General features: G+C 69.0%; 24 protein-coding genes and 1 pseudogene. 4 read left to right on the top strand and 21 right to left on the bottom strand.

The window, feature by feature from the left end; all coding sequences use genetic code 11:
* Positions 1 to 8 precede the first annotated feature (8 nt).
* From folK to A3OM_RS0109905, 14 genes and pseudogenes are all read right to left on the bottom strand, one after another.
* Positions 9 to 482 carry a 2-amino-4-hydroxy-6-hydroxymethyldihydropteridine diphosphokinase gene (gene folK / locus A3OM_RS0109970; protein ID WP_018043612.1) on the bottom strand — a complete coding sequence of 158 codons (474 nt, stop codon included), beginning with the start codon at positions 480 to 482 and terminating at the stop codon, positions 9 to 11.
* A complete protein-coding gene (gene folB, locus A3OM_RS0109965; protein ID WP_018043611.1) occupies positions 479 to 856 on the bottom strand; it encodes a dihydroneopterin aldolase in 378 nt (125 codons plus the stop codon). The genes folK and folB overlap by 4 nt, the downstream gene beginning before the upstream one ends.
* A complete protein-coding gene (gene folP, locus A3OM_RS0109960) occupies positions 853 to 1,689 on the bottom strand; it encodes a dihydropteroate synthase (RefSeq protein WP_018043610.1) in 837 nt (278 codons plus the stop codon). The genes folB and folP overlap by 4 nt, the downstream gene beginning before the upstream one ends.
* Before the next feature lie 212 nt (positions 1,690 to 1,901).
* Entirely contained in the window at positions 1,902 to 2,231 is a 330-nt protein-coding gene (locus tag A3OM_RS0109955) for a hypothetical protein (protein ID WP_018043609.1), read from the bottom strand.
* Positions 2,232 to 2,250: 19 nt separating this feature from the next.
* A complete protein-coding gene (locus A3OM_RS0109950) occupies positions 2,251 to 2,964 on the bottom strand; it encodes a hypothetical protein (RefSeq protein WP_018043608.1) in 714 nt (237 codons plus the stop codon).
* Complete coding sequence (gene pqqE, locus A3OM_RS0109945; RefSeq protein WP_018043607.1) at positions 2,961 to 4,118, bottom strand: pyrroloquinoline quinone biosynthesis protein PqqE; 1,158 nt, start codon at positions 4,116 to 4,118, stop codon at positions 2,961 to 2,963. The genes A3OM_RS0109950 and pqqE overlap by 4 nt, the downstream gene beginning before the upstream one ends.
* Positions 4,115 to 5,191, bottom strand: coding sequence for a pyrroloquinoline-quinone synthase PqqC (pqqC, locus tag A3OM_RS23770; RefSeq protein WP_018043606.1), 1,077 nt, complete (start codon positions 5,189 to 5,191; stop codon positions 4,115 to 4,117). Before pqqC ends, pqqE begins: the two co-directional genes overlap by 4 nt.
* Before the next feature lie 148 nt (positions 5,192 to 5,339).
* Complete coding sequence (pqqB, locus tag A3OM_RS0109935) at positions 5,340 to 6,239, bottom strand: pyrroloquinoline quinone biosynthesis protein PqqB (protein ID WP_018043605.1); 900 nt, start codon at positions 6,237 to 6,239, stop codon at positions 5,340 to 5,342.
* Between the two features lie 44 nt (positions 6,240 to 6,283).
* A complete protein-coding gene (gene pqqA, locus A3OM_RS23765) occupies positions 6,284 to 6,373 on the bottom strand; it encodes a pyrroloquinoline quinone precursor peptide PqqA (RefSeq protein WP_018043604.1) in 90 nt (29 codons plus the stop codon).
* 181 nt (positions 6,374 to 6,554) lie between these two features.
* Positions 6,555 to 7,259 carry a response regulator transcription factor gene (locus tag A3OM_RS0109925; protein WP_018043603.1) on the bottom strand — a complete coding sequence of 235 codons (705 nt, stop codon included), beginning with the start codon at positions 7,257 to 7,259 and terminating at the stop codon, positions 6,555 to 6,557.
* The gene (locus tag A3OM_RS0109920) at positions 7,256 to 8,869 is read right to left on the bottom strand and encodes a HAMP domain-containing sensor histidine kinase (RefSeq protein WP_018043602.1); all 1,614 of its coding nucleotides are present in this window, start codon (positions 8,867 to 8,869) and stop codon (positions 7,256 to 7,258) included. Before A3OM_RS0109920 ends, A3OM_RS0109925 begins: the two co-directional genes overlap by 4 nt.
* Before the next feature lie 176 nt (positions 8,870 to 9,045).
* Positions 9,046 to 11,814: a type I DNA topoisomerase gene (gene topA / locus A3OM_RS0109915; RefSeq protein WP_018043601.1), complete on the bottom strand. Its 2,769-nt coding sequence runs from the start codon at positions 11,812 to 11,814 to the stop codon at positions 9,046 to 9,048.
* Positions 11,815 to 12,023: 209 nt separating this feature from the next.
* On the bottom strand, positions 12,024 to 12,857 hold the full coding sequence (locus tag A3OM_RS0109910; protein ID WP_018043600.1) for a molybdopterin-binding protein: 834 nt from the start codon (positions 12,855 to 12,857) through the stop codon (positions 12,024 to 12,026).
* 146 nt (positions 12,858 to 13,003) lie between these two features.
* A pseudogene (locus A3OM_RS0109905) lies at positions 13,004 to 13,867 on the bottom strand (cytochrome b/b6 domain-containing protein); the annotation flags it as partial.
* Between the two features lie 190 nt (positions 13,868 to 14,057).
* Between A3OM_RS0109905 and A3OM_RS0109900 the strand changes: the two are divergent.
* From A3OM_RS0109900 to dprA, 4 genes are read left to right on the top strand one after another with little or no spacing between them, the layout of a single operon-like run.
* Positions 14,058 to 15,002, top strand: a complete 945-nt coding sequence (locus A3OM_RS0109900; RefSeq protein WP_018043598.1) for an aspartate carbamoyltransferase catalytic subunit — start codon at positions 14,058 to 14,060, stop codon at positions 15,000 to 15,002.
* 5 nt (positions 15,003 to 15,007) lie between these two features.
* Positions 15,008 to 16,318 carry a dihydroorotase gene (locus A3OM_RS0109895; protein ID WP_026175896.1) on the top strand — a complete coding sequence of 437 codons (1,311 nt, stop codon included), beginning with the start codon at positions 15,008 to 15,010 and terminating at the stop codon, positions 16,316 to 16,318.
* Positions 16,315 to 16,923, top strand: coding sequence for a glycerol-3-phosphate 1-O-acyltransferase PlsY (gene plsY / locus A3OM_RS0109890; RefSeq protein ID WP_018043596.1), 609 nt, complete (start codon positions 16,315 to 16,317; stop codon positions 16,921 to 16,923). Before A3OM_RS0109895 ends, plsY begins: the two co-directional genes overlap by 4 nt.
* A 36-nt stretch (positions 16,924 to 16,959) precedes the next feature.
* Positions 16,960 to 18,135: a DNA-processing protein DprA gene (gene dprA, locus A3OM_RS0109885; protein ID WP_026175895.1), complete on the top strand. Its 1,176-nt coding sequence runs from the start codon at positions 16,960 to 16,962 to the stop codon at positions 18,133 to 18,135.
* Between the two features lie 198 nt (positions 18,136 to 18,333).
* Here dprA and A3OM_RS0109880 read toward each other — a convergent pair whose 3' ends face one another.
* From A3OM_RS0109880 to A3OM_RS0109850, 7 genes are all read right to left on the bottom strand, one after another.
* Positions 18,334 to 19,263: a beta-propeller fold lactonase family protein gene (locus tag A3OM_RS0109880; RefSeq protein WP_018043594.1), complete on the bottom strand. Its 930-nt coding sequence runs from the start codon at positions 19,261 to 19,263 to the stop codon at positions 18,334 to 18,336.
* A 240-nt stretch (positions 19,264 to 19,503) separates the two neighbouring features.
* On the bottom strand, positions 19,504 to 20,034 hold the full coding sequence (locus tag A3OM_RS0109875) for an SRPBCC family protein (RefSeq protein ID WP_018043593.1): 531 nt from the start codon (positions 20,032 to 20,034) through the stop codon (positions 19,504 to 19,506).
* Positions 20,034 to 20,660, bottom strand: coding sequence for a DUF447 domain-containing protein (locus A3OM_RS0109870; protein ID WP_018043592.1), 627 nt, complete (start codon positions 20,658 to 20,660; stop codon positions 20,034 to 20,036). The genes A3OM_RS0109875 and A3OM_RS0109870 overlap by 1 nt, the downstream gene beginning before the upstream one ends.
* A gap of 4 nt (positions 20,661 to 20,664) precedes the next feature.
* Positions 20,665 to 22,248: a DUF6513 domain-containing protein gene (locus A3OM_RS0109865; RefSeq protein ID WP_018043591.1), complete on the bottom strand. Its 1,584-nt coding sequence runs from the start codon at positions 22,246 to 22,248 to the stop codon at positions 20,665 to 20,667.
* Complete coding sequence (locus tag A3OM_RS0109860) at positions 22,245 to 22,823, bottom strand: hypothetical protein (protein WP_018043590.1); 579 nt, start codon at positions 22,821 to 22,823, stop codon at positions 22,245 to 22,247. Before A3OM_RS0109860 ends, A3OM_RS0109865 begins: the two co-directional genes overlap by 4 nt.
* On the bottom strand, positions 22,820 to 23,527 hold the full coding sequence (locus tag A3OM_RS0109855; RefSeq protein WP_018043589.1) for a (5-formylfuran-3-yl)methyl phosphate synthase: 708 nt from the start codon (positions 23,525 to 23,527) through the stop codon (positions 22,820 to 22,822). The genes A3OM_RS0109860 and A3OM_RS0109855 overlap by 4 nt, the downstream gene beginning before the upstream one ends.
* A gap of 35 nt (positions 23,528 to 23,562) precedes the next feature.
* A complete protein-coding gene (locus tag A3OM_RS0109850) occupies positions 23,563 to 24,081 on the bottom strand; it encodes a DUF3280 domain-containing protein (protein ID WP_018043588.1) in 519 nt (172 codons plus the stop codon).
* Positions 24,082 to 24,303 lie beyond the last annotated feature (222 nt).

Raw genomic sequence — 24,303 nt, 5'->3', positions numbered from 1 at the left:
GCCGGATTTCAGTCCCGCACGATGCCGGCGGTGTCGAGCTTCGACAGGGCCTGGCTCACGGTCTCCTGCCCGATGACGAGATTCGGGGCGATCTCGGCGAGCGGAACCAGGACGAAGGCGCGTTCCCGTACGAAACGATGCGGCAGGACGAGACGCTCGTCCGAGATCGCCGCCCCTTCATACGAGAGCACATCGATATCGATGACGCGCGGTCCCCAGCGCCGCTCCCGCACCCGACCCATGGCGGTCTCGATGGCGAGGCCTGTCTCCAGCAGGTCGTGCGGGGTCAGATCGGTCTCGACGGCGATGGCCGCGTTGAGGAACCAGTCCTGGTCCGTATCGCCCCAGGGAGGCGTGCGGTAGTCGCTGGAGCGTGCCGTGAGCCGGATGCCCGGGCTGGCTTCGAGCCGTCGGATCGCCTCGGCGATGGTCGCGGCCTTGTCGCCGATATTGCTACCGAGACCGAGATAGGCGGTACTCATCCTGCCAGTCCCGCGCGGCTGCGCAAGATCGAGATGGCGACGCCGTCGATCACCGCCGGGACCGGCGCGCTCGGCTTGTCGACGCGCACGACGATGCTGTCCACGCCCTCGAACCGCTCGAGGATCTCGGCAGCGATGGCCTCGGCCAGAGCTTCGATGAGGGCGAAGCGCCGGGTGGTGGCGATGCGCACGACGATCTCGGTGAGATCGGCATAGCTCACGGTCTTCGCCATGTCGTCCGACAGGCCCGCCGGCCGCAGGTCGATCCGGCAGTCGAGGGAGATGTAGAAGCGCTGGCCGATCCGCGCTTCCTCTTCGAGGAGGCCGTGATAGGCGAAGACGGCGATGCGTTCGACGAGGATGCGGTCGGTCATGAGGCTGTCCGCATCACGGCGTCGACCACGCGGAGGGCGTCGACATGGGGAGCCACGTCGTGGACGCGGACGATGTCGGCCCCCAGCGTGGCGGCGAGGACATGGCTCGACAGCGAGCCGATCAGGCGGTCCACCGGCTTCGTCTCGGCATCGTGCAGGCGCCCGAGCATCGATTTGCGCGAGACGCCGACGAGGACGGGAAGGCCCAGCGCCTTGAGTTCGGGCAGGCGCCTCAGGGCTTCGAGATGCTGGGCCCAGCTCTTCCCGAAACCGATCCCCGGATCGAGCACGATGTCCGCGTCCGGGATGCCGGCGCGGCGGGCGATGTCGAGGGAGCGCTCGAAGAAGCGCAACATGTCGGCCACGATGTCGATGGCGGGATCGATGGTCTCGCGATTGTGCATGACCATGACCGGCGCACCATGGGCTGCGGCCACGCGGGCGATGTCGGGCTCGCGCTGCAGGCCCCAGACATCGTTGACGATGCGCGCGCCGGCAGCCAGCGCCGCATCGGCGGTGGACGCCTTGTAGGTGTCCACCGAGATGGGGACCGCAAGGCGCGGGGCGAGATCCCGGATGACGGGAAGGATGCGCGCTTGCTCCTCCTCCGCCGACACGGGCGTATGACCCGGGCGCGTCGATTCCCCGCCGATGTCGATCAGGGCCGCTCCTTCCGCCACGAGGGCATCGGCCTGGGAGCGCGCCGCTTCCACATTCTCGAAACGCCCCCCGTCCGAGAAGGAATCCGGGGTGACGTTGAGGATGCCCATGACGAGCACGCGCTCTCCGAGACCGGGCAGGAGGGCTTTCAGGATCGGAGGAGAAGACGTCACGGGGGCTCTTCGACGAGGGATCGATCTCTATGCTGTAGACCAGGACGATGCCATTCTTCCACCTCATCCTGAGGTGCCGAAGCAAAGCGAAGGCCTCGAAGGAGGCCTTCCGATCGCGCCGCGAGCGCGGGAAGGCTCCTTCGAGGCCGCTTCGTGTCACCTCGGGATGAGGGAGAAGGTGGGATCGCCGTATCCGAGAGGGGTCGAGCCGGTCACACCCCGCCGCGATAGCAGCGGATCTCGGCTTCGGCCTGGGCGCGGCGCAGATCCGCGACCTTGTCGTCGAACACCTTCGTCGAGCGGAACTCGTTCGAACGGGCGCCGATGCCCTGGCGCATGGACAGGACCGTGCTCGCCTGGACGTATTTGTCATAGGTGAGGATCGAGGCGAGGGCGTCGATGGAGCAGGAGCAGCGCGAGAGCGATTCCCGCGACTGCCCGTTGGCCGCCATGCAGCCGAACACGTAATCCGCCCGCGCCTCGGTGGGGTAGTCGTTCTCGCTGTCTGCCGCCTGGACGGGAGCGCCGGCGAGGCCGAGCATGAGGGCGAGAAAGCCGCCTTTAACCAGCGTTCGGATCATAGGTCAGGTTCTCCTGGAGAAGTTCGCCGCCATCCGCCGTCTTCGACTGCGCCTCGATGGAGAGTAGTTCGCCGGGCACGGCGGGCGACGTCACGAAGGTGTATTTCAGGTTCTCGAGGCCGCGCATGCGGTCCTTCATCTTGTCGTCGAGGAAGGGCTGCACTTCCACGCGCCAGGCATCCACTGTCTGTCCCTTCACGGTGGCGGTCGTCGCGGTCACGGTCGCGTTGTCGCGCAGGGCCTTGCGGATGCCGTTCTTGATGTAGCGCGGGTTGGCCGAGAGCACCTTGGCGAGGTCGATGAGGTGATGCTCGAGGAAGAGCGTCATCACCGGGTTGCCGGGCATGTCGTTGAACGGGCCGGCGGGGAATCGGTTCGCGCCCGAGAACATCTGCACGCGGATCGTCCGGTTCTCCGGCGCCCCGCCCGGCTCGATGCTGAGCTTGATCTGGTCGTCCATGGTCGGGCCGAACGGACCCTTGGAGATGCCGCTGCGCCGGAGATACGCGTAGGTGAGGGTCGAGCCCGGCGCCACATTCTTCATCTGCGGCTCTTCGAACAGCAGGTCCGAGGCATTGGGCGGGGTGGCGGTGTTGGCCTTGGTCACGGCGGGGGCATCTGCCGGGGGCGTGCCCTGCGCCAGGGCGGGCAGACCGGCAAACGACAGGGCGAACGCGACGAGAACGGGCTTCACAGGGGAGCATCCTCTTTCAGGGGCGGCGGCGCAGCGCGATCCACGTTGCTGCCGATCGTCCGGTAGACATAATCGGGCGGCGTCTCGGCCGCCTCTTCCGTGGCGAGTTCCCGCACCTTCGCATGGAGCGGAGAAAGCGAGCAGGCCGGGTCGGTGGCCGCGGCATCGCCGGCCAGAGCCAGCGCCTGGCAGCGGCAGCCGCCCCAATCCTTCTCGCGCCGATCGCAGGAGCGGCACGGCTCCTTCATCCAGTCCGTCCCGCGATAGGCGGTGAAGGCGGGGGAATTCGCCCAGATATCGGCGAGCGAATGGTCGGAGACGTACCAGAATTCGAGATGCTTGATGGTCTCGGCGGCGTGGCAGGGCAGCACCTTGCCGGCCGGCGTCACGTTCATCAGCTTGCGGCCCCAGCCGCCGGCGCAGGCCTTCGGGTATTTCGCATAGTAATCGGGAACGACGAGATCGATGACGAGCTGGCCCTTCAGCCGCTCGCGCGCGGCCTCGACGATGCGGATCGACTGATCGACCTGGGCCTTGTCCGGCATCAGGGCGGCGCGGTTCACATAGGCCCAGCCGTAATACTGGGTATGGGCGACCTCCAGGCGCTTGGCGCCGAGCTTGACGGCCAGATCGATGAAGCCCTCTACCTCGTGGATGTTGCCACGGTGGATCACGGAATTCAGCGTCAGCGGCAGGCCGAGCCGCGTCACGCGCTCGGCAAAGGCGAATTTCTGCGGCTGAGCGTTCTTCAGGCCGCCGATCTTCTCCGCGTTGGCCGCGTCGACGCCTTGCACCGACAGCTGCACATGGTCGAGGCCCGCATCGTAGAGGGCGTCGAGCTTGGCCAACGCACCGCCGACGCCCGAGGTGATGAGATTGGAATACAGACCCAGCTTGGCGCAGGTCTGGGTGATCTCGACGATGTCGCTGCGGGCCGTGGGCTCGCCGCCGGAGAGGTGGACATGCAGCACGCCGAGACCCGCCGCCTCCGTCAGCACCCGCTGCCACGTCGCCGTGTCGAGTTCGCCCGAGCGCCGGTCGAGTTCGAGCGGGTTCGAGCAATAGGGACAGCGCAGGGGACAGCGATGGGTCAGCTCCGCGAGGAGCCCGACCGGAGCCGGCAGGGAAGGGGTATTCGGCGTGATGGCGTTCATCGCTCCAGAACCCGTTTCGTGGCGAGGTCGTTGAGCATGGCCAGGACGTCGGCCTCGATCACGTCCGGGTCGGCGGTGAAGGTCTCGGCGAGCTTCACCGCAATGTCTCGCACGCTGCGCTGGCCATCGACCAGCGACAGGACCGCCACGGCATTGGCGTCGAGGTCGAAGGTGCGCTCGGGCGCCAGCAGCACATGCTGACCGCGGACCTCGTCGTGGCGCAGGCGCACGCCACGGGGCAGGCGTGGCACGTCGCCCGACCGGACCGTGCCGGTGCCGGCCGCCTGCGCCACTTCGGCGACGAGGCCGGTGCCGGGCGTCCAGGCATCCGGCGGGGTCATGCCCGGAGCCACGTAGGAGAAGTAGAGCGCGTCGAGCTGCGTCCAGAGCACGTTACACTTGAAGGTCAGCGCGGCCATGGCCTGACGCTGCAGTTCGGGTGTCGTGGCGTGCTGCTTGACGTAGTCGATGGCGAATTCCGCATCGCGCGGGGCCTGGGTCAGGCGCTTGTCGAAATAGGCCAGCGTGTCCTTGGTGATGAAATCGTAGTTCTTCAGCATCCCGGCCACGCGCTCGGAGATGATCGTCGGCGAGAACATCTCGGTGAGCGAGGAGGCGATGGCCTCCAGCAGCGAGCGCTCCTTCACGAAATGCACGTAGGCATCCACCGAGAAGCGGGTCGCCGACAGGATCCCTTGCGTCGATTCCACGTAGTCGCGACGGAAACCGACGCCCTCGGCGAGTTTCAGCCAACGCTCGATACCGCCGTCTCCGGGCGCGTCGCCATCATGGTCGACGATGCGCTGGCGCCACACGCGTCGCAGGCTCGCATCCTCCATGCGGGCGAGCACGGCGGCGTCCTTCACCGGGATCATCGCCTGGTAATAATAGCGGTTGAGCGCCCAGGCCCTGACCTGATCCTTGTTCAGCTTGCCGTCGTGCAGCAGGCGGTGGAACGGATGCAGGTTGTGATAGCGCCGTGCGCCGATGTCGCGCAACGCCGTCTCGAGTTCCTCGGGGCTGAGCAGGCGCTGGGACGCGTCGGTTTTGGGCGTGGGAAAGGGCGCGGTCATGGCGTGGCTCGGCGTTTCGACGAAGGGCGACGGTCGGAACTTTTCTTACAGATAGCGACGATCCCCGTGAAGGCCACGGACGACAAGCGCGCAATCCTATTGGACACAATATAAGGCGGCGGCATTAAAATGCCAGCCGTGCATTCGGCTAGAGCGACAGGGTCAACCCGTCATGGGCCACTGTCCAGCCCTCGGCCTCCACAGATCTCCGTTCGGCGGAGCCCTCTACCAGCACCGGATTGGTGTTGTTGATATGGACGAAGACCCGGCGGCCGATCTCCACCTCGGCCAGCGCCGCGATCGATCCGCCCTGTCCCGTCATCGGCACGTGGCCCATGCGCCATCCGGTCTTCACGCCGACCCCGGCGCGGATCATGTCGTCGTCGAGGAGCACCGTCCCGTCGAACAGAAGCGCATCGACGCCCGAGATGCGTTGCTTCAGCCCGTCCGTGACGCGCGCGCAGCCGGGAATGTAGGCGAGGCGGCGCCCATTCGCCTCGATCATCGCGCCCACCGTCGTCTCGGTCTCGGCGCCGATCTCCATGGTCTCGTCCTCGAGCCAGAGCGGCACCTTGCCCGGCACCGCGAACAGCGTGACGGTGAGGCCGGGGACCGGTTCGAACGCGTGGTCGAGCGCGATCTTCTCGCGCGTCACCACGTCGGCCGCCATCACGTCGAAGACCCGGTTGGCGTTGACGGAATCGAGGATGCCGGAGGTGGCGTAGAGTGTGTAGGGCTGGCCCTCGCGCAGGGTCAGCAACCCCGCCACGTGGTCGACATCGCCGTTGGTGAGGAGCACGGCATGGATCGGCGAGTGACGCAGGCCCTCCTGCGGATGCATCGCCGGATTGTCGAAGAGTTGCTGCCGGATGTCCGGGGAGGCGTTCACCAGGAGCCACCGCTCGCCATCGGGCGACACGGCGATGCTCGACTGGGTTCGTGGGCGCACTCTGGAGGAATCCTCCCGCGCGAGCGAGCAGATGGGGCAGCGGCAATTCCACTGGGGAAGGCCGCCGCCCGCGGCCGAGCCGAGGATCACGACATGCATGGCTGAACCGGCGCTGCCTCGATCCTCACGCGCGACGCGATATCTCAGTTGAAGGTGTCGATCTCAGCCGACTCGTAGCTGGTGACTTCCATGCCGACACAGATCTCGGAAACGACGGGGGCAGCCCAGGTCATGGTGTTTCTCCTCGGTATGTTTCTTGGACGTCAGCAGCATCCGGATCTCGTATTAAGGAGATCCTAAGACACTGACGGCGCAGTCATTTCTGTCGCGGGAGCTATATCGACAATTCCACCGGACTCTTCAAGCGATAAATTGCCGGATCGTCCCGCGATACGGCGAGAAAACGCATCACGCTCAATGGCGGAAATCTTGGCCCCGCAGGTCGAGCATGAAGCCGCGCCCCCGCACCGTGACGATGACCGGACCGCCGAAGCGGACGAAATCCGAGAGCTTGGTGCGCAGGTAACCCACGTAGACGTCGACGACATTCAGCGACAGGCCGCCCTGGCCGGCCCAGAGCTTGTCGAAGATGTCCCCGCGCGACACCGGCTGGTTGGCCTTGTCCATCAGCAGGGCCAACAACTCCGATTCGCGGGGCGTGAGGCGCGCGGTCGCATCCCCGAGGGAGACCTGCCGGATGTTGAGATCGAGAACGAGCTTGCCGGCGGTGACGATGGTGCGCGGCTGGTCCGATTCCTTGCGGCGCAGGAGGTGCGTCTGCAGGCGGGCCAGCAGCTCGTCGAAGACGAAGGGCTTGACGATGTAGTCGTCGGCCCCGAGCGCCAGGCCTTCGGCCCGGTCGCGGACCTCGTCGCGGGCGGAGAGGAACAGGATCGGGCCGGGATAGCCGCCCTCACGCAGGGAGCGGCAGACGTCGTGGCCCGACCCGTCGGGCAGGGTGATGTCGAGGACGACCGCACCGGGTGCCTCGTCACGGGCGGAGGTGAGGGCGTCGTCGACGCAGCCGGCCACCCCTACGGAGAACCCTTCGGCCTCCAGGCCCCGCGCCAGCATGGCCCTGATGTCGCTGTCGTCCTCGACGATGAGCACTCGCGTCATGCGGCGCCGTCCTTCCGCTTCGTTTCTTGTCCATCCTCGGGATCGAGGTCGAGGACGGGCAGGACGAGCGTCACGCGCGCGCCCGTCCCGTCCTCGCCGGCCCCGAGGCTGATTGCTCCATCATGGCGCTCCGTCACCCAGCGCGCCAGTGCCAAGCCGATGCCGAAGCCCGATTCCCCCGAATGGCCTTCCCGCCGGAAGCGTTCGAACAGGTCCGCCCCGGCCGCCGGAAAGCCAGCCCCGTCATCCGTCACCGTGATCGTGGCCGAACGTGCCTCGTCGACGGCGAGTGCGACCACCACCCGTGTCAGCCCAGTGGCGTGCCGAAGGGCGTTGTCGATCAGGCTCTCCACCACCTGCCGCAGCCATTCCCGGTCGGCGAGAAGCGTCGCGTCGCGGGGGGCGGGGTCGAGGATGAGGCTCACCCGCCGGCGCGCCGCCTCGGAGGCGGCGCTGTCCACGGCGTCGGTGAGGATGGCGAGGGCGCTTGCGGCGCGCCGGTCGAGCTCGATCTGGCCGGATTCGGAGCGCGCGACCCGCAGCAGATCCTCGACCCGGCGCTGCAGGCGCAGGGCCCGCTTGCGGATGGTGGCGAAGACCGGGGCGTAATCGACCCCCGCCCGGCCTGCCGAGCGGGCGGCGATGTCGCATTCGCCGAGGATCACGGTGAGCGGCGTGCGCAGCTCGTGGCTGACATCGGCGAAGAAGCGCCGGCGCGAGCGGTCCACCGCCTCCAGGCGCTCGTTGGCGGCGCGCAGGTCGGTGGTCCTCGCCTCCACCGTGTCCTCGAGGGCGGCGCGGTCGGCGGCGAGCCGCCCTTCGCGCCGGGCGAGGCGTGCGGCCATGCGGTTGAAATTCGCCACCAGCAGACCGAGCTCGTCCCGCGTCGCCACCGAGAGGCGCGTGTCGAGCTCTCCGCGCCCGACGGCACCCGCCGCCTGGCGCACCGCCTCGATCCGCGCCAAGGTCGGCCGAGTCACCGCCCGGTACAGGACGAAGACCAGGGCCAGTGCCAGGATGACGGCGGCGAGCGACGCGATCCGCAGGGTCGCTGAGAGCTGGCGCGCCTCGTCCGAACCCGCGATCATCGAGCGGCGCTCCACCTCGATGAGGAAGGAGAGCGGCTGGCCGGTCATGGCGCCGAACCCGTTCAGGGCGCCGCGGATGGAATTGCGCCGCTGATCCTCCTCGGATTGGCGCAGGACCTGGGAGACCTGCCGGTCGAGGATGGCGCGGGCCGAGCGGAGCTGGGCCAGCGGCCGCGTGCGCGCGGCATACTGCATCCGGTCGAGGGGATCGTCGCTGACGGCGATGCTCTTGCCCAGCGCCTCGTCGACGGCGACGAGCGCCCGGTCGACATTGGTGCGGGCGATGGCGAGCCCTTCAGGTTGGGCGTCCGGGTTGCTCACCGTCTCCAGCGCGGCGAGGCCGTACTGGGTCATGCGGCCGGACAGTTCCACCAGGAGTTCGAGCCGCGCCTGCGCCGCGAGCGTCCGGTCGATGGTGCGCTCGGCCGCGCCGATGGAGCCCAGCACCCCGAGCGCCGCCAGGATCACCAGCAACGCGGCGCCGCCGAGCAGCAGCGCGAACCGGACCTTCAGAGAGCGCATCGCGTAGGGCCGCCCGTGTCTCGCCGTTTCCTCGGGCGCGAGCGATAGCGCAATCCGCCCCGGCGTCCAGGGCCATAACGCTCAACGGTCCTTGTCCCGGTCGCTCGTGAAAGCGCATCCTCTCTCCCCGCATGCGGGGAGAGAGCCGCGACGCCCATCCTCGACGAGTCGACGGATCAAGCCTTCTTGCGTGCGGCCGTCTTTGCCGCCGGCTTCTTTGCCGTGGTGGTCTTGGGAGTGGTGGTCTTGGGAGTGCTCGTCTTGGCAGCGGTCGCCGTGCTCTTCGCCGCCGTCCCGGCTGCCGCCTTGGTCCCCGCCGCCTTCTTGGCGGGAGCCTTCGCCGTTCCCGCCTTGGTGGCGGTCTTGGTCGCCGTCTTGCGGGCCGGGGCCTTCTTCTTGCCGCCGCCCGCCGCCTCGCGGGCGGCGATCAGCTCCAGCGCCTGGGGCAGGGCGATGTCCTCGGCCGCCAGGGTCTTGGGCAGCGTCGCGTTGGTGGTGCCGTCGGTGACGTAGGGGCCGTACTTGCCCGACTTCACCACGATGGCCTTACCGGTCTCGGGATGGTTACCGAGCGCCCGGCCGGGATCGGAGGCAGGGCCGCGGCGTCCGCCGCCCTGCTCCTTGGCGACGATGAGGTCGATGGCGCGGTTGGCGCCGATCTCCAGCACGTCGTCGTCGCGGCCGAGATTGGCGTACATCTTCCCATGCTGCACGTAAGGACCGAACCGGCCGAGATTGGCCAGGATCGGCTCGCCGCTCTCGGGGTGCCTCGCCACTTCGCGGGGGAGGGCGAGGAGACGCAGCGCCTTCTCCAGATCGACGTCGGAGGGGCTCAATCCCTTCGGCAGGGACGAACGCTTGGGCTTGGGCGCTTCCTTGTCGGTGGAGGCTTCGCCGAGCTGGACGAAGGGACCGAAGCGCCCGTCGCGCAGGGTAACGGACATGCCGGTGACCGGATCGTCGCCGAGCACCCGCGTGCCGGGCTGGCCGCCGCCGGAGGTGCCGTCGCCCTCGCCCTCAACGGCGTTGGCCGCGAGCTGGCGGGTGTACTTGCACTCGGGGTAGTTCGAGCAGCCGACGAAGGCACCGAACTTGCCGAGCTTGAGCGAGAGCTGGCCCGAGCCGCAGGTCGGGCAGGTGCGCGGGTTCGAGCCGTCCGCCTTCTCGGGAAAGATGTGCGCCCCGAGGAGGTCGTTCAGGGCATCGAGTACCTCGGTGACGCGGAGCTCCTTGGTGCCGGAGATCGCGGCCGAGAAGTCCTTCCAGAAATCGCGCAACACCTCGCGCCAGTCGATCTCGGCGTTGGAGACCCGGTCGAGCTGGGTCTCGAGATCGGCGGTGAAGTCGTACTCGACGTAGCGCTTGAAGAAGCTTTCCAGGAAGCCGGTGACGAGGCGCCCCTTGTCCTCGGCCACCAGGCGCTTCTTCTCGATCCGTACGTATTCACGGTCGCGCAGGGTCTGCAGCACGGCGGCATAGGTCGAGGGCCGGCCGATGCCGAGTTCCTCCATCCGCTTCACGAGGCTGGCCTCTGAGAAGCGCGGCGGCGGCTCGGTGAAATGCTGGGTCGAGACGATACGCTCGCGCTTGAGCGCGTCGCCCGCCTTCATTGGCGGCAGGCGCTTGCCGTCCTCGTCCTCCTCGTCGTCCTTGCCCTCCTGGTAGAGGGTGAGGAAGCCGTCGAACTTCACCACCTGACCGGTGGCACGCAGCTCGATCCTACGAGGGCCGACGGAGGCGACGATGTCGACGGTGGTGCGCTCCAGCTCGGCCGATTCCATCTGGCTCGCCACCGTGCGGGTCCAGATCAGGTCGTAGAGCTTGGCCTGCTCCGCATCCACATAGCGGGCTACGGATTTGGGTAGCCGGCTCATGTCCGTGGGGCGCACGGCCTCGTGGGCCTCCTGCGCGTTCTTGGCCTTGGCGCTGTAGCGGCGCGGGACGTCGGGAAGGTAGCGTTCGCCGTATTCCTTGCCGATGACGCGGCGTGCGTCGGCGATGGCCTCGGGGGCCATGTCGACGCCGTCGGTTCGCATGTAGGTGATCAGACCCACGGTCTCACCGCCGATCTCGACACCCTCGTAGAGCTTCTGCGCCGCCCGCATGGTCTGGGCCGGCGCCATCCCGAGCTTGCGCGAGGCCTCCTGCTGGAGTGTGGAGGTGGTGAAGGGCGGGGCCGGATGACGCTTGGCGGGCTTGGCCTCGACGCTGCCGACCTGGAACGTGGCGAGTTCGAGGTCGCGCTTGAACGCGGCGGCGTCCTCGCCGTTGCCGACATCGAGACGCTGGATGCGCTTGCCGTCGGCACCCACGAGACGTGCCTCGAACACCGCGCCGTCCTGGGTCACCAGGGTCGCCACCAGCGACCAGTATTCGCGGGGCTTGAACGTCTCGATTTCGCGCTCGCGCTCGCAGACGAGGCGAAGCGCCACGGACTGGACGCGGCCGGCCGAACGGGCTCCCGGCAGCTTGCGCCAGAGCACCGGCGAGAGGTTGAAGCCGACGAGATAATCCAGGGCGCGACGCGCCAGATAGGCGTCCACCAGGGCCTGGTCGATCTGGCGCGGATTGCGCATGGCGGTGTCCACCGCCGCCTTGGTGATGGCGTTGAAGGTCACGCGCTCGATCGGCATGCCCTTGATCGCCTTGCGGGCGTTGAGGGCCTCGACCACGTGCCAGGAGATGGCCTCGCCCTCGCGATCCGGATCGGTGGCGAGGATCAGGCCATCGGCACCCTTGAGTGCCCTGACGATCTCCGAGACGCGCTTCGAGCCGCGGTCGTCGAGCTCCCACAGCATGCGGAAATCCGCCTCCGGGTCGACGGAACCGTCCTTGGCGGGAAGGTCGCGGATATGGCCGAACGAGGCGAGCACCTCGTAGTCGCGGCCGAGATACTTGTTGATCGTCTTGGCCTTGGCCGGCGACTCGACGACGACGACTTTCATGTGCGGATCAGCCTCTCGTCAGCGCCCGAGCTGCCGCCGGGACTCGCAGCCGGCGGGGTTTCTCCCACCGGGACTCACAGATTGTGTGCAAGACTTCGAACGTGGCCTGGCACCATGGCCGGCCCGGCGCTTTGCGGGGGACAAGTGGGTCAAGGGCGCGGGGTTGTCAAATCGGGAGGAGGCGGTGCCGTTGCAAGATGCGGTACCCGTCAGATCCCCGCATACCATTCGTAGCCGCGATCCTCCCAATAGCCGCCCTGGCCGTCGCCGATCCCGGACAGGCTCTCCACCACCTCGATCCGCATGACGTATTTGGCGTGTTTGTAGCCGAGCTGGCGCTCGACCCGCAGGCGCAAGGGGGCGCCGTTCGAGACGGGCAGGGCCTTGCCGTTCATGTCGTAAGCCAGGATCGTCTGCGGGTGGAAGGCGTCGGTGAGGTCGATGCTCTCGTAGTACCGGATCGGACGGCCGTTCGGACCGCCATCGCCAGCCTCTATCTCCGCCACGTCCCCGCCCTCGAGACCGCCACCGGCCATCTCCATCGTGTCGGCGCAATGGAACATGACGTAGCGTGCGTTCGGCTTCAGCCTCGCCCGGGTCAGGACTTCGCCGAGCGGGACGCCGGTCCATTTGCCGATGGCGCTCCACCCCTCGACGCAATCGTGCCGGGTGATCTGGGTCCGCGAGGGCAGGGCACGCAGGTCCGCGAGGGACAGGTCCTGCGGCTGTTCGACGAGGCCGTCGATCCTCAGTCTGAAGGTCGCGAAGCCGGCCTGCACCAGGGCCTTGTAGCCGTCGTCCGGAGGGTCGATCGTCCCGTTCGGCTTGAACCGGGGCGAGATGTCGCCCTCGTCGAACTCGTGGGCGAGGGAGGTCGGCGTCAGAAGCAGGCGCTGCACGAACAGGTTGGCATCCTCCCCGAGCTTCAGCGTGCGCCGGCCCCAATCGCTGCCGGCGATGCGGTCGCAGCCGCCGAGGACGGCGGAACCCAGCAGGCCGGCCGCGCCGGTGAGGATGCCGCGACGGTTGGGAGCGCGCGTCATCGGCCCTTCCCCGGATAGGAGGTCTTGCCAGGGTAGGAAGTCTTGCCCGGATCGGAGGTCTTGCCCGGATCGGAGGTCTTGCCCGGATCGGAGGTCTTGCCCGGATCGGAGGTCTTGCCCGGATCGGAGGTCTTGCCCGGATCGGAGGTCTTGCCCGGATCGGAGGTCTTGGTGGTCTCGATGACGAACCAGCCGGTGACCATGCCGCGCAGGTTGTTCCAGGCCCCCGAGACCAGCACGAGCGCCACATGGACGAGGGTGAACAGCACGAGCAGGTTCGTGACGATGAAGTGGACGGTCCGGGCCGATTGCCGGCCGCCGAACAGGGCGGGCAGGGGCAGCACGGCGTTGAAACCCGGCGACATGGCGAGGCCCGTGAGCAGCATCATCGGCAGGAGGAGGACGATGACGGCGAAATAGCTCAGTTTCTGCAGCGTGTTGTAGCGCCGGGCCTCGTCGCCTTTCGGGAAGGTCAGGGTGAGGTGCTCGCGGATCGAGCCGCCGAGATTCCGCAACTGGTCTCTTTGAGGCACGATCCGGCGGCGCAGCTGGCCGCTCTCGATGCCGTAGATGAGATAGACCAGCCCATTGATGAAGAAGGCCCAGGCGAACAGGAAGTGCCAGTGGCGCCCGGTGGCGAGGTCCTGGTTCGCCGGCAGGGTGATCCAGGCGGGGAAGGCCCTGCCCGTGGTTTGGCCCTGCGCGGTGGAGAGGCCGAGCCAGCCGGTCGTGTCGACCGTGCGATCGCCGATCCTGACGATTCCTCGCGCCGCGCCCTCCGCCGTCTCGTCGTTCGTGACGGCAAGGAGCGGCGCGTCGAAGGTCGAGGCCGAGCCCCAGTACAAAGCCGGATGGGCGTTGAAGATCTGCAGCCCGCTCATCAGCAGCACGGCGAGGCAGACGAGGTTGATCCAGTGGGCGGCCCGGATCACCGCGGGGTGGCGGAAGACCCAGCGGCGGCGGATCGTCTCGATCCGCTCGTTGGGCCGTCTCGTCGTGCTGGCTGCCAAGGGGCGGACTCCGGCCTCGATCACGAATCGCGCCCATCTGAGTCAGCCGGAGGGCGCATTCTAAAGGAGACTACGAGCCACGGGGCGGAAAGGTTACACGCCCCCGTCACGCCGCGGCAGCAAGCGACCGGTCCCCGGCCCATCGCTCCTTGCCGCTCCCCGTTCGCCTCCCTATAGCCATGGTCTCAGAATGACCGTCGCACCCGCCTCCTTCCCCCATCGGCACCTTCTCGGCATCGAGGGGCTGTCGCGCCCCGATATCGAGGCCCTCCTCGACCGGGCGGAGGATGCCGTGTCCCTCTCCCGCCAGGTGGAGAAGAAGCGCACCACCCTGCGCGGCCGCACTCAGATCAACCTGTTCTTCGAGCCCTCGACCCGCACCCAGAGTTCGTTCGAACTCGCGGGCAAGCGTCTCGGCGCCGACGTCATGAACATGTCGGTGGCCTCGTCCTCGGTGAAGAAGGGCGAGACCCTCATCGACACGGCCGCCACCCTCAACGCCATGCGGCCCGACATCATCGTCGTGCGCCACCACTCCGCCGGGGCCGTGCATCTCCTGGCCCGCAAGGTCGATTGTTCGGTGGTCAATGCCGGCGACGGCGCCCACGAGCACCCGACCCAGGCCCTCCTCGACGCGCTCACCATCCGCCGCAACAAGGGGCGGATCGAAGGGCTGCGGATCGCGATCTGCGGCGACGTCCTGCACAGCCGCGTCGCCCGCTCCAACATCATCCTGCTCCAGGCCATGGGCGCCCGCGTACGGGTCATCGGCCCCTCGACGCTGCTCCCCACCGGGATCGAGCGCTTCGGCGTCGAGGTCTTCACCGACATGCGCAAGGGGCTCGAGGGCTGCGACATCGTGATGATGCTGCGGCTCCAGCGCGAGCGCATGAACGGCTCCTTCGTGCCCTCGGTGAAGGAGTATTTCCGCTATTTCGGCCTCGATGCCGAGAAGCTGGCGCTGGCCGCGCCCGACGCCCTGGTGATGCATCCGGGACCCATGAACCGCGGCGTCGAGATCTCGTCCGAGATCGCCGACGGGGCGCAATCCCTGATCCGCGAGCAGGTGGAGATGGGGGTCGCCGTCCGCATGGCGGTCCTCGAAGCCCTCGCGACGCATCTGCCGAACGCGTGATGGCCATGACCGGACACGTCCTCCTCACCCATGCCAGCCTCCTCGATCCGGCCACGAGCCGCGAGGGGCCGGGCCATGTCCTCGTCCGCGACGGCCGCATCGCCGATATCGCCTGGGGCGCGGCACCGGCTGCCCCCGAGGGCGCCGAGATCGTCGATTGCGGCGGGCATGTCCTGAGCCCCGGCCTGATCGACCTGCGCGCCTTCGTCGGCGAGCCGGGCGCCGAGCACCGCGAGACCCTGGCCAGCGCCAGCGCGGCGGCGGCGGCCGGCGGGGTCACCACCCTGGTCTGCATGCCCGACACCAACCCGGTCATCGACGGGCCGGCCATCGTCGATTTCGTCCTGCGCCGCGCCCGCGACACGGCCTGCGTCACCGTCCTGCCCGCCGCCGCCATCACCAAGGGGCTGGCCGGCCAGGAGATGACCGAGTTCGGCCTGCTGCAGGAGGCCGGCGCCGTCGCCTTCACCGACGGCCTCAAGGCCGTTCGCAACGCCCAGGTGATGCGCCGCGCCCTCACCTATGCCCGCGATTTCGACGCCCTGCTGATGCAGCACGTGGAGGAGCCCGACCTCGTCGGCGAGGGCGTGATGAACGAGGGCGAGATGGCCTCGCGGCTGGGCCTCGTCGGCATCCCGCGGGAGGCCGAGACGGTGATGCTGGAGCGCGACATCCGCCTCGTGCGCCTCACCGGCGGCCGCTACCACGCCGCGATGATCTCCTGTGCCGATTCGGTGGAGATCGTGCGGCGGGCCAAGCACGACGGCCTGCCCGTCACCTGCGGCGCCTCGGTGAACAACCTCGTCCTCAACGAGGGCGATATCGGCCATTACCGCACCTTCTGCCGGCTCTCGCCGCCGTTGCGGCACGAGACCGACCGCCTCGCTTTGGTGGAAGCCCTGAACGAGGGGGTGATCGACGTCATCGTCTCCGATCACAATCCTCAGGATGTCGAGACCAAGCGCCTGCCCTTCGCCGAGGCCGCCGACGGGGCGCTCGGCATCGAGACCCTGCTGGGCGCGGCGCTGCGCCTCGTCCATACCGGCGACGTGGCTCTGCCGCGCCTGCTGGAGGCCCTCACCGTCACCCCGGCGGCGATCCTGCGGCGCGAGGCCGGGCGCCTCGCCGTCGGCGCGCCGGCCGATCTGGTGCTGATCGACCCCGACCTGCCCTACGTGCTCGACAAGCGGCGCCTCAAGTCGCGCTCCAAGAACTCGCCCTTCGACGAGGCGCGGCTACAGGGGGCGGCGATCCTGACCATGGTCGGCGGGCGCATCGTCTTCCGGGCGGTGCAGGGTACGGAGACGGCGGCGTGACCCCTCTGCTCGATGCCGGCTGGCCGCTCCTGCTCGCGAGTCTGGCCGGCGGCTATCTCGCCGGCTCGATCCCGTTCGGGCTGATCGTCACGCGTTTCGCCGGTCTCGGCGACGTCCGCGCCATCGGCTCGGGTAACATCGGCGCCACCAACGTGCTGCGCACCGGCCGCAAGGGGCTCGCCGCCGCGACCCTGCTCGGCGATGCGCTGAAGGGCACCCTCGCCGTACTGGTGGCCGCCCGCTTCGGCGAGGGCGCCGCTCTGGCGGCGGGGCTCGGCGCCTTCCTCGGCCACCTCTTCCCGATCTGGCTCGGGTTCAAGGGGGGCAAAGGAGTCGCTACTTTCCTTGGTGTGCTCCTCGCCTTCAGCCCCATCGGCCTCGCCGCCTTCGCGGCGATCTGGCTCGGCCTCGCCTTCACGTTGAAATACTCGTCACTGGCGGCGCTCGCCGCCTCGGCCGCGACACCCATCGTCCTGTGGGCGGCGGGACAGCCTGCGGTTGCGCTGCTCTTCCTCGTGCTCGCGATCCTGCTATGGTGGAAGCACGCTCCCAACATCCGCCGACTGCTCGACGGCTCCGAGGGGCGGATCGGGCAGAAGGGCTGACCCGATCGGCCGTCGAGGGAGGTCCGGGGCATGGGCATGCAACTCAACCCCGCCCAGCGCCTCGACTGGCTCCGACTGATCCGCACCGAGGGCGTCGGCCCGCGCACCTTCCGGACCCTGATCAACCGCTTCGGCGGAGCCGGCGCGGCGCTGGAAGCCCTGCCGGACCTCGCGAAGCGCGGGGTCAAGCGCGTCGTGCCGGTGACGCGGGCGCAGGCGGAAGCCGAATTGGAGGCGGCGGCCAGGATCGGGGCCCGCCTCGTGGCCATGGGCGAGGACGATTACCCGAAATTGCTCCAGGCCGCCGATTCGGCGCCGCCCCTGATCGCGATCCGGGGGCAGGCGGCGATCCTCTCCCGGCCCGCCATCGCCATCGTCGGCTCCCGCAACGCGTCGGCCGCCGGCCTCGGCTTCACCGAGCGTCTGGCGCGGGGCCTCGGCGAGGCCGGCCTCGTGGTGGTCTCGGGGCTGGCGCGCGGCATCGATGCCCGCGCGCACAAGGCGTCGTTGGCCTCGGGGACGGTGGCGGTGCTCGCCGGCGGCCATGACCGGATCTATCCGGCCAATCATCAGGCCTTGGTGGAAAGCATTCTCGATTCCGGCGGCGCGGTACTGGCCGAGATGCCCATGGGCTGGGAGCCCCGCGGCCGGGACTTTCCCCGGCGCAACCGCATCATCTCCGGCCTCGCCTACGGTACCGTGGTGGTGGAGGCCGCGCGGCGCTCGGGCTCGCTCATCACCGCGCGCTTCGCCCTCGAACAGGGCAGGGAGGTCTTCGCCGTGCCCGGCTCGCCCCTCGATCCGCGCGCCGAGGGCACCAACGACCTCATCCGCCAGGGCGCGACCCTGGTCTCGGAGGTGGAGCACGTCACTTCCGCCATCGCGCCGCTGCTCGGGCGCGGGGATTTCGAACAGGGGGCCGGACAATTGGCCCTCGACCGGCCCGACCTCGCCGACGCCCCGATCTTCTGGGACGAGCTCGACGGAATCGGCGGCCCGGCCCCCGAGGTGGAGGAGGAGCCCGAGGAGGCGGAACCCGCCGACGACCGCGCCCGCCTCATCGCCTATCTCAGCCCGACCCCCATCGGCACCGACGATCTCGCCCGCGCGGCGGGTCTCAGCGTGCGCATCGTCCAGACGACGCTGCTGGAACTCGAACTCGACGGCCGGATCGAACGGCATGGCAGCGGAGCGGTGTCGCTGGTGTCGTAGGGAGGACGGGTGTCCGTCCCTCTTGCGTCCCTCTCCCCCTTTTGGGGAGAGGTCAGGAGTGGGGGTGGCTCCGCCAGCCTCCGTAAGTCGAGGGTCGCCCGACCACCCCCACCTCCAACTCCTCCCCACAAGGGGGAGGAGGGTAGGGCGGCGCATCCCGCGACATGTGTGAATGCGCCGCCGGCGGGGATGCGCCCCCTACCGCAAAAAATCCCCGAACGAGCGTGGGCCGTCCGGCACCGGGATGTCCTTGATCACCTTGAGCGTCGTCGCGTCGATGACGCCCAGCGTGTTCGAGCCCCAGTTGGTCACGTAGAGAAGGCTGCCGTCGCGGGAGGCGGCGATGCCTTCCGGATGGTCGCCCACCTCGATGGCCGCCACGTTGGTGAGGGTCTTCAGGTTGAACACCGTCACGGTGTTCGAATACTGGTCGGTGACGAAGCCCCGCGTGGCGGTCAGCGCCACCACGTAGGGCCGCTCGCCGGTGGTGACCCGGCCGAATTCCCGCCGTCCGGAGACATCGATGACGGAGACGTCGTTCGACATGACGTTGGCGGTGTAGGCGCGGGTGCCGGTCTCATCGAGGGTGATGCCGAACGGGTGCTCGCCGACCGGGATCTTCACCGTCTCGGTGGCGGTGGCCGCATCGACCAGGGAGACGGAATTGCCCTCGCGGTTGGCCACCAGGATCGTGGCGCCGTCCGGCGTCACCGCGATGCCCGAGGGCGAGGCGCCCACCTGGATCTCGGTCTCGATCTTGGAACCGTCGGCCGAGACCACGAAGATGCGGCTGCCGTACCAGTCGGCCACGTAGACCGCCCCAGATTTCGGATTGACGGCGACGCCGAGCGGGCCGCCGGGCAGGGCGAGCGTGCCCGTCACCGCGCGGGCGTCGAGATCGACGATGGCGAGGCCGTGGCCCTCGGGGCGGGTGACGTAGGCGGTCTTGCGATCAGGCGACAGGGCGATGCCGGCCGGCGCCCCGTCCACCGGGATCTGGGCGGTGACGACCTGCGTGTCGAGATCGACCAGGGCGAGGATGTTGGCCCCCTGCGCCGTGACCAGGGCCTCGTCGGCGAGGGCGGGGGACGCGATCAACGCCACGGCGAGAGCACCTGCACGAGCCATCCCGGCAATCCCCTCTCCCCGCATGCGGGGAGAGGGCCGCGACGACCTCGTCGTCGGCGCGGCGAGGCGGCAGCCGAGGGTGAGGGGGCGGGGCCGATAGCGTCTCATCCGGAATGGCTCCTCACCGTCGCTTCGGCTTCGCCTGCGCTCATCGCGGACACGACGAGGTGCCCGCGATCCTCTCCCCGCGCGCGGGGAGAGGCGATGCGCACCGTCGCCGAGCCTTGGGACGTCCTTCGATCAAGAGCCCTTCTCGGCCTTGGCCTTCACGTTATCCAGGCCGGCCTTGTAGAGGCCGAGGACGGCCGCCTTGGAGGCGTCGTCGTTCAGGTCCGGCGGCGGATCGTTGTTCATGTAGCCGCGGTAGAACGCGCCGCGCCAGGTGACCTTGGTCTTGGCGCCGTCGCCCTCGACCTCGATGGTCGAGGAATAGTCGTTCACCGGCAGCGTCTTCACGTCCACCTTGTTGATCCGGTACATGTAGGTCTTCTTTTCGGCGTCGTACTTGGCGAGCTCTTCCTCGACCGTGGCGCCGCCCTTGAGGGTCAGGACGCGGGTGGCCTTGACCTCGTTGCCGCCCTTGCCCTCGGTCTTCTCGACCACGGGAATCCAGCTGGCATCCTGGAAGTTGCCGAGCACGGCCCAGACCTTGTCGGCCGGGGCGTTGATCTCGATGGTCTGCGAGACCTTCTGGCGGGTCGGGCCATGGGCCTGCGCCGCGTAGGATACCGTGGCGAGCGCCGCCACGGCGGCCAGCGTCTTGAATCTCATCAACCCTGTCTCCTCGGGAACGCACCGTCTAGGGTGCTTGGGGGGGCTCGTGCGAGAACCGGCTCGTCGCGCCCGAGGGCGGCGGCGACCTTGTCCTCGATCCAGTCCCAGGCCTCGCGCTCGGCGGGCCCGGCTGTCTTGGATATCGCGATGGCGTGGTAGCGCATCTCCGTCAGGATCTTGTCCGGCTCCAGCATGTGCAGGCGCGTCGACAGGATCGCCGCCTCCAGCACCGCAGCTTGAGCGCGGTTGTAGCCGAAGAACGGCATGTGGCTGGCGCTGTGTACCATGCGGGCGCGGTAGCGCGGGCGCGTCGCATCGTCCTCCACAGCGATCACCTCGAACTCGGCATGGCCGAAGCTCTTGGCGAGGCGCCGGCCCGGGATGCGGTCGCAGGGTAGGGTCGCCCAGTCGCGCCGCCCGGTGACCGCGCCGGCGATCACCCGCACGTCGCTCGGGCTCGACGCGGCGAAGACCGGGTTGGCGTCGAGGTTGAGGATGGTGGGCGAGGGCCGGAATGGGGCGAGCACCCACTCCTCGCCCTCGCGGATGAGGCCGAAGGGCACGAGATGCAGGTCGCCCGCGGGCGAGGTGGTGGTGACGATGGTCTCGAGGATCAGCGGCATCGGATCAGGACTCGCCGCTCTGGTCAGTCCGGTCGTTCGGGACGAATTTTCCGCAGACGATGCGGCCGCCCTCGTCCGAGAGCGCATCGCCGGCCCGCGACCGGCGGGGCTCGTTCGGGGCTGGCTCGATCGTCTCCGGCCTGACCGCACCCGCTTCCGGGGGCACGGCATCGCGGGTGGCGCGCTCCGCGCCGCCGGGGCCGGAATGCTTGGTATGCCCGGCCTTCTTGAAGGCGGTGGTGTCCTCGACCTCCTCGTCCGCGGCGACGCCCCAGCGCAGGGGCTCGTCCTGGACGTAGCGCTTGCCGAGACGCCAGGCCGTCTCGGCCTTGGTCAATTCGCCGCCGAGATAGAAGGCGTGGGCACCGTCAGAGGCGACATCGAGATCGGGAAAGAACGCCATGGCATCGGTGCCGATCGTGTGGACGTCGCGGTTGAAGGCGTGGATGCCGTCCTCGGCCACCGCGATGCGGTAGTTCGGATCGCGCACCTCCGCCGCCTGGGCCGCGATCTCCTCCGGGGTCTGCACGAAGGGGCGCTTGTCGTGCAAGGCCAGCAATTGGCGTCCGTAGCCCTTGGGCAGGGCGGAATCGGCCTTTGCGGCGAACATCACCCGGCGGGCGGCATCGTGCTCCTCCACCGTGCGCCGGGTGTGGTTGGAGACCTGCACGATCAGGACGTTGCGGATCGACAGTTCCGAGCACATGCCGACCAGGAGGGCGGTGACGCCGAGGCTGTCGGCCTCGGTGAGTTCGGTGAGGTTGCCGGTGCCCATCATCATCTCGATGCCGGGCCAGCGCTTGCGCGTCTCGTGATAGCGCGTGATCGATTCGACGAAGCCGAAATGGATCGGCTCCAGGATCGGATCGGCCATGTAGGGCCGGCCGGCCTTCTCCATGCGCTCGATGGCGCGGTCGAGGGAGGGCAGGTCGTCGGGCCGCATCGGCACCAGGACCGGCACCGCATCGGTCTCGAAGGCGAGGTCCAGGGTCTCCTCGTTGAGGCTGAGGAGAAAGTCGGCCCCGGCCTTCGCCCCGCGGGTCAACTCGTCGAGGGAGAAGGAATCGACGCTGACCTTCAGCCCCGCCCCTTTCAGCAGGCGCACGCACTCTTCGAGATGCGGGAACTCGGTGTCGGGCAGGCCGCCGAGATCGATCACGTCCGCGCCGCGTCGCGCCAGGTCGAGGCCCTTGGCCAGGATCTGCTCAGGCGTCATCTTCGAGGCATCGACGATCTCGGAGAAGATGCGCAGATCGTGGCGCGAGAGATCGACGTTGCGTCCCGCGAGGCCGAGATAGGCCGGAAGGTCCACCACCTCGTCCGGCCCGCGCTCCACCGGCAGGCCGAAATGGGCGGACAACGCCTCCGGATTGGCGCGGCAGCGGCCCGGCAGGACGATGCGGGTGGCGCCCTCTGGGATCGTCACGCGGCGGCGGATGATCTCCTCGGTCATCAGGGCCGCCACTTTCACGCCCGCATCGGCGATGCTCCAGGTGAAGCGCTCGGCCGGCAGGGCCGCGGCGACCTTCTCCAGGCGCGCCTTCGCCATCCGGCCGGTGATGAAGACGAGATGTTCGGGCGTGCTCACGCGGCGGCCCTTACGATGTCCGCGCCCGGACCCCGGATCACGATCTCGCCAGCGTAGGACGCGGCGAAGGCGGGAAAGGCCGCGTCGACCACGCCCATCCGGACGAGGTCGGACAGGCTCGCGCCCGCCGGGCGATCGATGGATTTCACCAGGATGCAGCGGGGTGCCCCGAGTTCGGTGGCGAGCCAGAGGGCGAGGCTGTCCGACGTGACGTCCCAGGATTCGGGGATGGAAGGGTGCCCGTCTTTCAGCGCGACAGGGTCCCAGATGACAGGCGCCTCGGCCGAGCGGGCTTCCCTCACGCTGCGCACGATGGCGAGGCGCGGCTCGCCCTCCGAAAGCACCTCCGCCATCCGGCCCATGGCATCGAGGGCGAGGCGGTGGGCGAGGGCGTCCGAGAAGCCCAGTCGCCCCTGGGCCTGACGCACCGCATCGGCGAACGGGCCACCGCCCGGCACGACGACGCAGCGGCCCTCGCCGCCATCCGCCAGTGCGCCGAGAAGGCGTCCGAGCCGCGCCGCGTCCGAGACGAGGCTGCCGCCGAGCTTCACGATGGTGGGAGACGCGCCCGTCACGCCGCGTTCCGCCGGTCGAGCCCGCGAAGCGTCTGCGCGGCCAGGGCCACGCGCTCCGGGTCGAGGCCGCGCGTCCGGTCGCTGCCGAAGCAGAGGCCGCCGCGAAAGCCGAGATAGTCCGGCCGGTGCGCGGCGAGGACGGCGATGTCGGCGATCGTCAGCGATCCCGCGAGGCCGGAGAGCAGGCCATGGCTACGGGCGTCGGCGGTGAAGGCCGAGAGGCGAGGGGCGGGCAGGAGGTCGCCGAGGCGCCGGCCGTCCTTGGTGGCGGTGTCGATCATCACCCCGGCAAAGCCCGCCCCGGCGAGGCGGCCGACGAGGTCGTCCGGCATCGGTGCTCCGGCGAAGAGGACCGCGATCAGGCGGCCGGGGGCGGCCCGCGCCGCGGCGGCGAGGGTGTCGTCGTCGAAATCGGCCCGCACGGCGACCTTGACGTAGCCGATGCCGGTCCCGGCCATCGCCGCCACCGATCCGGGCAGGGAGGCGGCGTCCTGCGGCTCGCCGGCCACCGCGCTGCTGACGGCCTCGTCCGCGATGGACGCGACGATCGCCCGGACCGTCTCGACGGGGAGCGCCCCGAGCGCGCCCCGGACGGGGTCCTTGGCATCGACGAGGTCGGCGCCCGCCCGCGCTGCCATCACGGCCTCGTCCGCGTCGCGGACGCTGACGAGGAGGCGGGGACGCGCGCGCAGATCGGATGACATCGGCTTCGACACGGAATGATGGGGCAACGGGAGACTCAGGATCGGTTGGGCAAGGGTTCGGCCAGGAGACGGTTCTTGACCACCCATCGCATGGCATGGGCCCATGTGTCGTCGGTATCGGCCCGGATCACCACCTGTCCAGCCCGCACCACCTTGCCGGAAGCGGCGTCCGAGATGAGGACGTAGAGATTGAAGATCTGGTTGGAGCCCTTCTCCACGAAACCGTTGACGGCGAGATCGGCCCCGAGGGTCTTGGCGATGGTGGCGGCGCAGCCCTCGCATTTGAAGAGGGGAGCCTGCTTGGCGATCTCGGCGGCCTGGGGCGCCACGTCCACGACCTCCACCGCATTGCCGGCGGTGAGCGCCTTGCGGAGCTCCTCCGTGACCAGGGCGAGGCGTCGAGCCTCGTCGGGACGCGCCTTGCGGCCGCCGACCACACCCGGATCGTTGAGCTCGATGCCGAAGATCGCCGCCTTGTCGGGAGCGGCGAGGGCCGGTCCTGCCAGGACCGATCCGGCCAGGATCGCGGCCAGGGCGAGGGCGGCGGGCCGCATCACCGCGCGTCCGAGGCCGGTTGGCGGCAATGACTTCACGCACTTTGGCATCATGGGCGTGGCGCGACGAGACCTGACGAATGGGGACATGGCGAACCTGTGTCACGATCGATGCGGCCTGCGGCGGACACCGCGCCCGAGCCTTCAAAGTCGAGCAGTGACCGGATTTGACAAGTCGTGCAAATCGGCTCGCCGGCGCGGAGCGATCTCGCGTGTATTCGC

It is taken from the genome of Methylobacterium sp. 88A (genome assembly GCF_000376345.1).
Lineage (GTDB): Bacteria > Pseudomonadota > Alphaproteobacteria > Rhizobiales > Beijerinckiaceae > Methylobacterium > Methylobacterium bullatum.
The sequence above is the reverse complement of the archived record's forward strand: the minus strand, read 5'-3'. Positions and strand labels throughout refer to the sequence as shown.